This is a genomic window from Kitasatospora sp. NBC_01560 (assembly GCF_045208415.1).
GTDB lineage: Bacteria > Actinomycetota > Actinomycetes > Streptomycetales > Streptomycetaceae > Kitasatospora.
In genome coordinates this window covers 6,041,942-6,054,600 of record NZ_CP109364.1, presented here as the reverse complement: position 1 = coordinate 6,054,600, position 12,659 = coordinate 6,041,942, and the positions used below count along the sequence as shown (strand labels likewise).

Sequence of the window (12,659 nt, the reverse complement as noted above, 5' to 3'; positions counted from 1 at the left end):
TGAGGGGAGGCGGCCATGGCACCCACACTGCACGATCTGCTCGACCTCGACCCGGACGATCCCCGCGTCGCCGCGAGCCTGGCCGACGCCCAGGCCTACGCCGAACTCGTGGAGACCCTGGTCGTGGCCCGCAAGAAGCGCGGCCTGACCCAGCGCGACGTGGCGGAGCTGATGGGGACGTCGCAGTCGACGGTCTCCGAGTTCGAGCGGCTGGGCGGCGACGCCCGCTACTCGACCCTCCAGCGCTACGCCCGCGCGGTGGACGCCCGGCTCCACAGCCTGGTCGACCACACGTCCACCGACCTGACGCCCGCCTGGAAGCCCGCACCGGTGGAGGTGCAGGTCCGGGTGGCCGTCCGCGAGCGCGGGTCGCAGGGGCGCCCGGCGGCCTGGGGCGAGGACACCCAGCGGTCGGTGAGCGTCTGATGGCGGGCTCCTCCGTCGACCGGGTCGCCGCCCGGCGGTCCACCACCTTCGACGAACTGAGCGCCGTCACCGAGCTGGAGGACGTCACCTTCCTGGAGGTCTCCGGCCGCCGCCTCTTCGACCAGCAGGAGCCGCGCACCGACGCGGACAGCCGGACGACCCTGTCGGTCTGGCTCCGGGGCGGCGACGACGGGACGACCCTGGAGGTGCGCTGCCGACTGGAGCTGGGCAGTGCCCAGGCGGACTTCGCGGTCGACGCGGCGGCGGCGTTCTCCGTTCGGGCGCCGTTCGAGCTGACGCCCGAGGTGCAGCAGGAGTTCCTCGACCGGATCGGCGTCACGGTGCTCTACCCGTACCTGCGGGAGGCGCTCCAGGGCACGGCCGCCAAGCTCGGGGTCGACACCCCGGTGCTCTCGCTCCGCGGGCCGGGACAGGGCGCCCGCTAGGCCCGGTACGGACCCTCCCAAGTCCCCGCGGACGGGTGCCGGCAGAGCACCGGCAGAGTGTCGACAGGGTGCCGATCGTGAATAATCTCAGGCGCCAGCGTGAACCTATGCAAAATCCAAAGGTGAACCAGGTGACAAACCTTCTAATCAAAGAGATCCGGTTTGCCCACATGCTGAGATCCGTGCGATAGTCGAGATGCCCAAGGGCGGACGACAGCGAGGGACCGAGAGTCCCCGTCGCCGCCGTGGGCACCGAGACCACGGCCCGCCCGACCTGGCACGGCCGTCGCCCATCGCGCGGGCACGCACCCCCTTGGCCGGCGCGATGACTTGCAGGGGCCCCCAGCAGCCGGACCACGGCGCACCGGGGGCCCTGCGTGTTTTCCGGGCCGGGCGGGGCCCTGCGAGGCCCGGTCGCACCGGATGGCGCACCTACGGCCGCTCGCGCACCTTCAGCTCGAACCAGACGCCCTTGCCGCGCGGCAGCAGGTCCGCACCCCACCGGTCCGCGAGGTCGTCGACGATCTTGAGCCCGCGCCCGCGTTCGGTCGCCGGCAGCGGGTCGGCGAGGATCAGGCAGGGCATCGCCCGGGAGGAGTCCCGCACCTCGACCCGCAACCAGCCCGGCTTGCGCGAGACCTGGAGGCCGATGGTCCGCCCGGCGGCGTGCCGCACCGCGTTGGCCACCAGCTCGGCGGTCAGCAGCTCGCCGACCTCCAGCTGCTGGTGGAGGTCCCAGGATTCGAGGACCGACAGCACCAGCCGACGGGCCACCGGAGCGGACTCCGGCCGTGACGGCAACCGCACCTCGCCCGGCTCCGACTGGTCGCACAGCCTGCCGAAGTACATCCGCTCCAGCTCCTCGGAGCTGAGTCGCTCCAGGGCCGCCAGCGCGTCCCGGAAGCACATCCACGACGCGTCAGCAACCAGGCTGGACCCAGGAAGTGATGACTGATCTGTTTCGCCCCAACCCGCCATGCGGTCCATCATTGCGGAACGCAAGCGGCCGCGTACGGACAATGAGCAAACGATCACTACGCGCTCGGCATATGCCCCGAGCAACCCGGGCCGGGGGTCCGTCAAGCCCGGGTTGCCGCGAACCGGCTCCTACCAGGCACTCCAGGCCAGGTTCCAGCCGCTGAGGCCGTTGTCGGGCTCCACCTGGCCGCGCGAGGAATTCTGCACGATCACGATGTCGCCGATCAGCGAGTCGTCGTAGAACTTGCCCGCCGAGGTGCCGCCGGCACCGCCCTTGACGTCCTTGAGGCCTACGCAGCCGTGGCTGACGTTGTCCTCGCCGAAGACGTTGCTCCAGTAGTTGCCGTGCACGTACGTCCCGGAGGTGGTCAGCCGCATCGAGTGCGGCACCTGGAGGTCGTAGGGCGCGCCGGTCATCCCGGGCATGCTGCTGGACTGCATCCGCACCGTGCCCTCCTTCGACATCACGACCATGGTGCCGTTCCAGGTCGGGTGCTCCGGCGAGCCGGAGGTGATGTCGATGGTGGAGGTCTGGCCGTCGCGGACCACCGTCATCTCGTGGGTCTTGGCGTCAACCGTCGAGACCTGGGACCGCCCGATCGTGAAGGGCTCGTCCCGGTCCACGCCGCCGTAGACGCCGGGGGCGATCTCCACGCTCTTCAGCCGGTAGTGCACCGTCACCTTGGTGCCGGGCTTCCAGTGCGCCTCCGGGCGGAAGTCGAGCCGGCGGTCGCCGAACCAGTGGCCCTTCACCACGGTGCCGTTGTCCGTCTCGATGCTGATGCCCCGGGCGACGGCGTCCTTGTTCTTCACGTCCTTGTCGAAGTCCACCGAGACGATCATGCCGACGCCGTAGGTGGTGTTGTCCTCGACGTTGTCGCTCGCCTTGGCCTCGCGCTCGGGCGTCAGCGTGGTGAAGCTGCTGTCCGCCGTGGCGACCACGCCGTTGGCGTCCGCCGCCATCGCGCTCACCTGGTAAGCGGTGCCGACCGCCAGGCCGGCGGACGGGGCCCAGCTGCTGCCGTCGGCGGCGATCGTGCCGGCCACCTCCTTGCCGGCCTTGTCGCTCACCTTGACGGTGGTCAGCTTTCCGCCCGCCACCGCGACCTTCAGTGCCCCGCTCGGCGCCACGTCCACGGCGCCGCTCTTCGGCTGGATGTCCACCACCGCGGCCGAGGTCTTCGGCGTCGCGGGCACCGGCGCGGGCGTGGCCGCACCGGAGGCTGCGGCCGGGCCCGTCGAGGCGGCCCCCGCGGCCGCACCGGCTCCCAGCTCGGCCTTGGCCGCGCTCCCGCTGCCCCCGCCCCCACAGGCGCTGGTCAGCACCATCGCACCGCCGAGAAGACCGACGGCCACCACTCTGCGTATCGACCTCACGTCGACTCCCCTCCCTCGGTCCTGCCGCCGATCCGGCGGGACCTGACTGATACACGCCGCAGCCAAAGGAAAGGTTGCGCCATTCGAGGGGCAATTACCCCACGAACGACGACCGGCCCGACCCCAACGAGTGAGGATCGGGCCGGTCGTTACCGAACCGGGATTACCGGGGCCGGCAAGGGGTAGGACGGGGCGGCCTACCAGTTCGCCCAGTCGATGTTCCAGCCGCCCAGACCGTTGTCGGGGGAGACCGTCTTCTCCTTGCTGTTCACGATCTTGACGACGTCGCCGACCATGGAGTCGTTGAAGAACTTGCCCGCGACGGAGGAGTCGCTGCCGCCCTTCTCGTCGGCCATCGAGACGCAGCCGTGGCTCGCGTTGGTCTTGCCGAAGGGGTTGGCCCAGTAGTTGCCGTGCACGAAGGTGCCGGAGGTGGTCAGCCGCATCGCGTGCGGAACGTCCTGGATGTCGTACTCGCCGCCGAGACCGACGGTCTGCGAGTTCATCCGGGTGACCTTCTCCTTGGACATGACCACCATGGTCCCGCCCCAGGACGGCGTCGCGTCCGCACCCAGGGTGACCGGCACGGTCGTGCTCTGGCCGTCCCGGACCACCGTCATCTGGTGGCTCTTGGCGTCGGCGGTGGAGACCTGCGAGCGGCCGATGGTGAACGGCTCGTCCTTGTCGACGTCACCGTAGATGCCCGGCGCCACCTCGACGTTCTTCAGCCGGTACTTGATGGTGACCTTGGTGCCGGGCTTCCAGTACTCGGCCGGGCGGAAGTCCAGCCGGCGGGCGCCGAACCAGTGGCCCTTGATCTCGGTGGCGGCGCCGTTGCCCGTGTCGAAGGTGATCCCCTTGACGACGGCGTCCTTGTTCTTGACGTCCTTGTTGAAGACCACCGAGACGATCATGCCGACGCCGTAGGTGGCGTTGTCGGCGATGTTGTCGTTGGTGGAGATCGTCTTCGCCGGCGTGAGCGTGGTGAACGTGGTGGTCGAGGCGGCCACCAGGCCCTCCGCGTCCTGGGCCTGCGCGTTCACCTTGTAGGCCATGCCCACGGCGAGCGCGGCGCTGGGCTTCCAGCCGGTGCCGTCCGGCGTGATCGCCCCCGCGACCGGCTTGCCCTCCTTGTCGGTCACCTCGACCGTGGTGAGCTTGCCGCTCGCCACCGACACGGTCAGACCGGTGGTCGCGACGTCCTGCGCGCCGTCCTTCGGCTCGACGCTCAGCACCGCGGCCGAGGGCTTCGGCGCGGCCGAGGTCTGGCCGGCCGCCGGGGCGCCACTGGCCCCCGCCGTCGCGGCCGCGTCACCGCCGCTCCCGCTGCTGCCGCCCTTGTCGTCATTGCAGGCCGCCGTCAACAGCAGCACCCCGCCCATGGCCAGCGCCACCGCACTGCGGCGCACTCCCCTGCCGCGGCTGGTGGTACGTATCGCGGCCTCGGCCGTCCTTACCGGCTTCACGGTCTCTCCCCTCCCGGTGTCCACCCTGATGGACGCACGTCCGCCCGAACGGGTTGCACCGGACCGGCGATCTTCCGCACCGGGCTTCCGGCGCGGCAAGCAGGATAACCAAGCCGAATGAGTGAATCCCGGGGGGAGGGTGGTGAACCCGGGGTGATGCCTGGGTGAAGGCGGGCGGCGCCGGGGCGGGCCGGAGTGCGGTCAGCGGGGCTCGTGGGGGGCGGCGCTGCCGGCGAGCCACTGGTCCCAGGGCAGGTTCCAGCCGTTCAGGCCGTTGCTCGGGGGCACGACGTCCCCCGTGGCGGCCTTCACCTCCAGGACGTCACCGGGCACGGTGTGCTCGAACAGCCAGCCCGCCGGGGTGTCCTTGCTCACGCCGCCCTTGCCGTCCGCCAGACCGATGCAGCCGTGGCTGGTGTTGGCGGTGCCGAACACCTCCGGGTCGGCCCAGTAGTTGCCATGGATGAAGGTGCCCGAGTTGGTCAGCCGCATCGCGTGCGGGACGTCCTTGATGTCGTACTCGTCGCCCATCCCGACGGTCTGCGAGTTCATCCGGGTGACCTTGTACTTCTCCGAGACCACCAGGACACCGCGGTAGGTGGAGTGCTTGGGATCGCCGCCGGAGACCTTGAGCACCTTGACCACCTTGCCGCCCTGGCCGGCCCGGACGGTCAGGGTGTGCGCGTCCAGGTCCACCGTGGAGACCTGGGCCCGGCCGACGGTGAAGCGGACGTCCTTCGTCTGCGTGCCGAACTCGCCGGGCGCGCCCTGCACGTCCTTGAGCCGCAGGGCCACCGAGACCTTGGTGCCCGCCGCCCAGTACTTCTGCGGGCGGAAGTCCAGCCGCTGGTTGCCGAACCAGTGCGCGGCCACCTCGACCGGCGGGTCGGCCGTCACCGCGACGGCCTGCTCGACGGCCGCGCGGTCGGTGACCGGCCGGCTGAAGCGCAGCGAGACCGGCATGCCGACCCCGACCGTGGAGCCGTCCTCCGGCGTGAAGAAGGCGACGAAGGTGTGGGCACGGGCGACGGTCGAGAAGTCGGTGTGCTGCGCCGCCGTCTGGCCCTGCTCGTCCTCGGCCACCGCGTCCAGGGTGTAGGCGGTACCCAAGGGGAGCAGGCCGTCCGGCATCCAGACCGAGCCGTCCCCGGTGATCGTCCCGGCCACCTCGGTGCCCTTGGCGTCCGCCAGCCGGACGGAGACCAGCCGGCCCTGGGCCACCGTGATCCGGACCGGCCCCTCCGGCGGCACGCCCTGCGTCCCGTCGGCCGGCAGCGCGGTGATCGACGCCCGGGAGGCCGGCGGCGGCGCCGGGCGGCCGGGGGCCGAGGAGGCCGCCGCGTCGCCGCCCGCCGGGGCGCCGCCCCCGCCGGAGCAGCCCGTCAGCACTGCCAGGCACCAGGCCAACGCCCCTGCCCGCCGTGCCCAAACCCGTCCTCGGGGCCGCATTCCGGGTCCTCCCACCGTGTCCTCCCGATACCCCCCACAACGAGGGTGGTCCCGGCAGGACACGCCCTCCGGCCCGGATTCCTCACTCCGGTGGCCCAACGGATCCGCACCGCACCGGCACCGCACCGGCGCCGCGTCCGCCGGGGGCCGCCCGGGGGTGCGCCGCGTGCCCCCGGAGGTTCGGTCGCACGCAAGCCTCCGTTCAGCGGGCTTCCGCTCGGTGGGATCAGGGAAAGAGAAGGTGAACGGGGTCCGGGACACCCCGGTACAGGGAGGGTACGGCCATGGCGTCAGGGCAGGAGCTGGAAGCCGGCGTGCGCGCGCAGCACGGCGGGCCGACCGCCGAGCCCCCGTGGCCGGGCAGCTGGCAACCCCTCGGGGCGCGCTTCCGGACGGATCCGCAGGGCGGACGGGGCACCAACTTCGCGCTCTGGGCGGCCGGCGCCGAGGCCGTCGACCTCTGTCTCTTCGACGAGGACGGCCGGGAGAGCAGACACCGCCTCACCGAGCAGAACTTCCAGACCTGGCACGGCTTCCTGCCCGGCGTCCTCCCCGGCACCCGGTACGGCTTCCGCGTGCACGGCCGCTGGGACCCGTGGACCGGCGCCCGCTGGAACCCGGCCAAACTGCTGCTCGACCCGTACGCCCGCGCCGTCGACGGCTGCTACACCTCGCACGACTCGGTCTGCGCGGCCGTCCGCAACTGGCCCGAGGCGGACGTCGCCGACACCGTCCGGGACAACCGCGACTCGGCCCGGTACGTGCCCAGGTCCGTGGTGGTCCACGACGACGACGACTGGTACGACGACCACCGCCCCAAGACCCCGTGGGCCGAGACCGTCCTGTACGAGGTGCACGTGCGGGGCTTCACCATGCGCCACCCCGACGTCCCGCCGCAGCTGCGCGGCACCTACGCCGGGCTGGCCCACCCGGCCGCGATCGCCCACCTGACCTCCCTCGGCGTGACCGCCGTCGAGCTGCTGCCCGTCCACCAGTACGCCGGCGAGGACCACCTCCAGGCGCGCGGACTGGTCAACTACTGGGGCTACAACACCGTCGGCTACTTCGCGCCGCACGCCGGCTACTCGGCCTCCGGCGGCCGCGGCGGGCAGGTCGGCGAGTTCAAGCGGATGGTGCGCGCGCTGCACGCCGCCGGGATCGAGGTGATCCTCGACGTGGTCTACAACCACACCGCCGAGGGGGCCGAGCTGGGCCCCAGCCTCTCCCTGCGCGGGATCGACAACGCCGGGTACTACCGCCTCCCGCCGAACCGCCCGCGCGGGTACGCCGACTACACCGGCTGCGGCAACACCCTGGACACCCGCCGCCCGCAGGTCGTCCGGCTGGTCACCGACTCGCTGCGGTACTGGGTCACCGAGATGGGCGTGGACGGCTTCCGCTTCGACCTCGCGGCCGCGCTGGCCCGCGGCAACGACGGCGTCGAGATGGACCACCCCTTCCTCGCCGCCGTCTCGCAGGATCCGGTGCTCAGCCGGGTGAAGCTGATCGCCGAGCCGTGGGACGTCGGCGCGGGCGGCTACCAGGTGGGCGGTTTTCCGCCGCTCTGGGCCGAGTGGAACGACAAGTACCGCGACACCGTCCGGGACTTCTGGCGCGGCGCCCGCCCGGACGTCCGCGAGCTGGGCTACCGGCTCTCCGGCTCCTCCGACCTCTACCAGCGCGGCGGGCGGCGCCCGTACGCCTCGGTCAACTTCGTCACCGCGCACGACGGCTTCACCCTGCGGGACCTCGTCTCCTACAACCGCAAGCACAACGAGGCCAACGGCGAGGAGAACCGGGACGGCACCGACGACAACCGCTCCTGGAACCACGGCGCCGAGGGCGAGAGCGCCGACCCGGCGGTGAACGCCCTGCGGCTGCGCCAGCTGCGCAACCTGACGGCCACCCTGCTGCTCTCCACCGGCGTGCCGATGATCACCGCGGGGGACGAGTTCGGCCGCACCCAGGGCGGCAACAACAACGCCTACTGCCAGGACAACGAGGTCAGCTGGCTGGACTGGTCGCTGCTCGACGACCCCCGCTGGGCCGGCCTGCGCGACCTCACCGCCCGCCTCGTCCGGCTCCGCCGCGCGCACCCGGTGCTGCGCCAGCGGGCGTTCTTCTCCGGCCGGGCCGCGGCGCCCGGCGGGCAGCCCGACCTGGCCTGGTTCACGCCGCTCGGCAAGGAGATGACCGAGGCCGACTGGTTCGGCCCGACGACCTGCCTCGGCATGCTGCTCTCGGGCGCCGCGATGTCCGAGCGCGACCAGTACGGCCGGCCGCTGCGCGACGACAGCTTCCTCCTCCTGCTCAACGCCGGCCCGGACCAGGTGACCTTCACCCTCCCCGGCGAGCCGTGGGCCGCCCCGGACGCGCAGTACTCGACCGAGCTGGACACCGCCGCCGACGAGACCGGCAACGGCACCCACCGGCACCGCCCGCAGGACGCCGTCACGCTGGCCGGGCGCTCGCTGCGGCTGCTCCGGACCCCCTCGCCCGCGTAGTCCCGGCCGTCCCGACGGCCCCGGAACGGCCCGGCGGGCCCGGGCCGGAGCACCCGTCCCAGCGGACACAGGTGGCCGGTTATCGCCGACAGGTCCGAAAAACCGGATGAGAAATGACAGCTCTCCGGCCTACCCTCACGGCGATGGCCGAGAACACCGCCCCCGCCCCCGCGCCCGCCCGACGGTCGACGGTCCGCTCCCTGCTGCGCCTGTGGCCGTACGCCCGGCCGATCCGCTGGCGGCTGGCCGCCTCGATCGGCTCCGCGCTGCTCGCCTCACTCAGCACCCTGCTCGTGCCCCTGGTGCTGGGCCGGATCGTCGACGGTCCGATCGCCGACCACGACCTCGACGCGCTCTGGCCGCCGGTCGGCCTCCTGCTGCTGCTCGGCATGATCGAGGCCGGCCTCTTCTACGCCCGCCGGGTGATCCTGGCCAGGCCGCTCGCCGGCGTGGAGACCGCGATGCGCGGCGACCTCTTCTCCCGGCTCCAGCGGCTGCCGGTCTCCTTCCACGACCGCTGGGGATCCGGCCAGCTGCTCTCCCGGGCGACGTCCGACATGTTCACCATGCGGCTGTTCCTGGCCTTCCCGCTGGTCTTCCTGATCGTGAACTCGGTGACCTTCCTGGCCGGCACCGCGCTGATGTTCACCCAGGACTGGCGGCTGGCGCTGATCGTGCTCGTCCCGGCCGGCCCGCTGCTGGTGCTCACCCGGCGGTTCGAGGCCGGCTATTCGGGCGCCGCCCGCCGCGCCCAGGACCAGACCGGCGACCTCGCCACCGTGATCGAGGAGTCCGTCCTCGGCATCCGCATCCTCAAGGCGTTCGGCCGCCACCGCTCGATGGCCGAGCGGTTCCGCGGCCAGGCGCGGCAGTTGCGCAGCACCGAGCTGAAGAAGGCCGGCCTGCTGGCCAACCTCTGGGCGGTCATCGTCGGCCTGCCCGAGCTCGCGCTCGGCTGCGCGCTCGCCGTCGGCTGCTACCTGGTCGCGCACGACGAGCTGAGCACCGGCGTGCTGGTCGCCTTCCTCTCCACCGCGCTCACGCTGCGCTGGCCGGTCGAGTCGCTCGGCTGGCTGCTCGCGTACGCGAACGAGGCCGCCACCGCCACCGACCGCTTCTTCGAGGTGCTCGACGAGCCGCTGCCGGACGAGCAGGCCGCCGGCACTCCGGCCGCCGCCCCGGCACCCGTACGCCCGGCGGCCGGCACCGCGCCCGACGGGATCCGGCTCACCGGCGTCCGGTTCCGCTACCCGGACGCCCCGGACGACACCCCCGACCTGCTCCGCGGCATCGACCTGCACATCCGCAGCGGCGAGACGATGGCGCTGGTCGGCGCGACCGGCAGCGGCAAGACCACGCTCACCGCCCTGCTGCCCCGGCTCTACGAGGCCACCGGCGGGAGCATCACCCTGGACGGCCGGGACATCCGCGGGCTGCCCCGGGAGCAGCTCCGCACGCTGGTCGCGGTGGCCTTCGAGGAGCCCACCCTGTTCTCGGCCACCGTCCGGGAGAACGTCCTGATGGGGGCGCCCGACGCCGGCCCCGAGCAGCTGTCCGCCGCCCTCGCCACCGCCCAGGCCTCCTTCGTGGAGAAGCTCCCGGAGGGCGTCGGGACGGAGGTCGGCGAGCAGGGGATGAGCCTCTCCGGCGGCCAGCGCCAGCGCCTCGCGCTGGCCCGCGCGGTGGTCGGCGACCCGGCCTTCCTGGTGCTGGACGACCCGCTCTCCGCCCTGGACGTGCACACCGAGGCACTGGTCGAGCGGGCGCTGCGGCAGGTGCTCGGCTCGACCACCGCCCTGGTGGTGGCCCACCGGCCGAGCACCGTGCTGCTCGCCGACCGGGTCGCGGTGCTGGCGGACGGCCGGATCGAGGCCGTCGGCACGCACCAGGAGCTGCTGCGCGATTGCGCGCACTACCGCGAACTGATGTCGGGCGAGGCCGCCCTCGTACCGGAGGGGAGCCCCGCCCGATGACCACCACGATCGAGCCCGCCGAACAGGCCGCCCGGGCCGAACGGGCCGCGAAGGCCGCGGCACCCGCCGCGGAGGAGGAGCTGCCGGCGCCGCCGGCCGACGAGGAGGACATCCCCGTCCCGCCCGGCGCGCCCCGGGCCCTGCTGCGCTCGCTGCTCGGCCCGCACCGCGCCCGGATCACCGTGGCGATGGTGGTGATCCTGGTCCAGCAGGCCGCGATGCAGTCCGGCCCGCTGCTGGTCGCGATCGCCATGGACCGGGGCATCCCGGCCCTGCGCGACCACGACGCGGGCCCGCTGATCGCGGTGATCGCGGCCTACCTGTCGCTGGCGCTGCTGAGCACCGTGCTGCAGTGGGCGTTCATCAGGATCAGTGCCCGGATCAACCAGGACATCCTGCTGGAGCTGCGCGGCCGGATCTTCCGGCACGCCCAGCGGCTCAGCCTGGACTTCCACGAGCGCTACACCTCGGGCCGGATCATCTCGCGCGCCACCAGTGACGTGGACGCGCTGCGCGAGCTGCTCTCCGAGGGGCTCCAGGAGCTGCTGAGCGTCTTCCTCTCGGTCTGTTACATCTCGGTGCTGCTGCTGGTGCTGGACTGGCGGCTCGGCCTGGTCTCGCTGGTCTCCTTCCTGCCGCTGGGCCTGATCGCCCGGTCCTTCCGGCGCCGCTCGCGCCGCGTCTACCGCCGCTCGCGCACCTCGGCCGCCTCGCTGATCGTCCGCTTCACCGAGACCATGAACGGCATCCGCCCGGTCAAGGCGTTCCGCCGCGAGCCGGCCAACGACGCCGCGTTCGGCGTGGTGAACCGGCAGTCGGCCACCGCCATGGCGGACGGTCTGCTGGAGATCGCCCGGTACGTCGGCCTGTCGCGCACCGTGGCCAACCTCTGGATCACCGGTGTCGTCCTGCTCGGCGCCTTCCTGGTCACCGACGGCTCGGTGGAGCTGGGCGTGCTCACCGGCTTCGTGCTGTACCTGCGCCGGCTCTACGACCCGATCGACCAGCTGGCGATGTTCCTGAACAGCTACCAGTCGGCGGCCGCCGCGCTGGAGAAGATCTCCGGCCTGCTCGCCCACGAGCCGAGCGTCACCGAGGCGGCCGAGCCGAAGGAGCTGCCGGCGCTGCGCGGCGCCGCGGGGCCCGCCGGCCACGGATCCGCCGACGGCGCCGTGAAGGGCCGGGAGGTGCACTTCGAGAAGACCCGGTTCGCCTACCGCACCGGCAAGGAGGTGCTGCCCGCCTTCGACCTGGTGCTGCCGGCCGGGCAGACGGTGGCCGTGGTCGGCGCGACCGGCGCGGGCAAGTCGACCGTGGCCAAGCTGCTGGCCCGCTTCTACGACCCGAGCGGCGGCCGGATCACCCTGGACGGGGTGGACCTGCGCGACCTCGCCACCCCCGAGCTGCGGCGCGGCGTGGTGATGGTGACCCAGGAGTCCTTCCTGTTCTCCGGCACCGTGGCGGAGAACATCGCGATCGGCCGGCCCGGGGCCGGCCGCGAGGAGGTCGAGCAGGCCGCCCGGGCGATCGGCGCGTACGAGTTCATCGCCGCGCTGCCGGACGGCTTCGACACCGACGTGCGCAAGCGCGGCGGCCGGATCTCGGCCGGCCAGCGCCAGCTGGTCGCGTTCGCCCGCGCCCTGCTGGCCGACCCGGCGGTGCTGATCCTGGACGAGGCGACGAGCTCGCTCGACGTGCCGGGCGAGCAGGCCGTGCAGCGGGCGATGCGCACCGTGCTGGCCGGGCGGACGGCCGTGATCATCGCCCACCGCCTCTCCACGGTCGAGATCGCCGACCGGGTGCTGGTGATGGACCAGGGCCGGATCGTCGAGGACGGCACTCCCGAGGAGCTGATCGAGGGCTCCGGCCGGTTCGCCGAACTGCACCGGGCCTGGCGGGACAGCCTGGTCTGACCGCCCCGGCCGGGCCGCGAGCCGCGACCCGCCATCAGTAACACTCTCTAGGCCCTTTCATCCATTACTGAAAGGGCCTAGAGTCGTTGCCGGGCCGGACCGTCCCGGGGCCGCGCCCAGGAGCGAG

The 12,659-nt window shown here is 72.6% G+C and carries 9 protein-coding genes; 5 read left to right on the top strand and 4 right to left on the bottom strand.

Annotated elements, in window-relative coordinates:
* The first annotated feature begins 15 nt into the window (after nt 1-15).
* Both OH807_RS26400 and OH807_RS26395 read left to right on the top strand, forming a co-directional pair.
* Nucleotides 16-426 (top strand): helix-turn-helix domain-containing protein, encoded by a 411-nt coding sequence (locus OH807_RS26400; RefSeq protein WP_406203207.1) that lies wholly within the window; start codon nt 16-18, stop codon nt 424-426.
* Nucleotides 426-872: a hypothetical protein gene (locus tag OH807_RS26395; protein WP_406203205.1), complete on the top strand. Its 447-nt coding sequence runs from the start codon at nt 426-428 to the stop codon at nt 870-872. The genes OH807_RS26400 and OH807_RS26395 overlap by 1 nt, the downstream gene beginning before the upstream one ends.
* 432 nt (nt 873-1,304) lie before the next feature.
* Here the strand turns inward: OH807_RS26395 and OH807_RS26390 are convergent, their stop codons facing one another.
* From OH807_RS26390 to OH807_RS26375, 4 genes are all read right to left on the bottom strand, one after another.
* A complete protein-coding gene (locus OH807_RS26390) occupies nt 1,305-1,862 on the bottom strand; it encodes an ATP-binding protein (protein WP_406203203.1) in 558 nt (185 codons plus the stop codon).
* A 117-nt stretch (nt 1,863-1,979) separates the two neighbouring features.
* Nucleotides 1,980-3,227 (bottom strand): Ig-like domain-containing protein, encoded by a 1,248-nt coding sequence (locus OH807_RS26385; protein ID WP_406203201.1) that lies wholly within the window; start codon nt 3,225-3,227, stop codon nt 1,980-1,982.
* A 197-nt stretch (nt 3,228-3,424) separates the two neighbouring features.
* Nucleotides 3,425-4,693 (bottom strand): Ig-like domain-containing protein, encoded by a 1,269-nt coding sequence (locus OH807_RS26380; RefSeq protein WP_406203199.1) that lies wholly within the window; start codon nt 4,691-4,693, stop codon nt 3,425-3,427.
* Nucleotides 4,694-4,894: 201 nt separating this feature from the next.
* Complete coding sequence (locus OH807_RS26375; protein ID WP_406203197.1) at nt 4,895-6,082, bottom strand: Ig-like domain-containing protein; 1,188 nt, start codon at nt 6,080-6,082, stop codon at nt 4,895-4,897.
* 344 nt (nt 6,083-6,426) lie between these two features.
* Here OH807_RS26375 and glgX point away from each other — a divergent pair, with 344 nt between their 5' ends.
* The 3 genes from glgX (at nt 6,427) to OH807_RS26360 (ending at nt 12,532) form a co-directional block, all read left to right on the top strand.
* Nucleotides 6,427-8,646 (top strand): glycogen debranching protein GlgX, encoded by a 2,220-nt coding sequence (gene glgX / locus OH807_RS26370; RefSeq protein WP_406203195.1) that lies wholly within the window; start codon nt 6,427-6,429, stop codon nt 8,644-8,646.
* A 143-nt stretch (nt 8,647-8,789) separates the two neighbouring features.
* On the top strand, nt 8,790-10,619 hold the full coding sequence (locus OH807_RS26365; RefSeq protein ID WP_406203193.1) for an ABC transporter ATP-binding protein: 1,830 nt from the start codon (nt 8,790-8,792) through the stop codon (nt 10,617-10,619).
* Nucleotides 10,616-12,532 carry an ABC transporter ATP-binding protein gene (locus OH807_RS26360; RefSeq protein ID WP_406203191.1) on the top strand — a complete coding sequence of 639 codons (1,917 nt, stop codon included), beginning with the start codon at nt 10,616-10,618 and terminating at the stop codon, nt 12,530-12,532. Before OH807_RS26365 ends, OH807_RS26360 begins: the two co-directional genes overlap by 4 nt.
* The last annotated feature ends 127 nt before the right edge of the window (nt 12,533-12,659 follow it).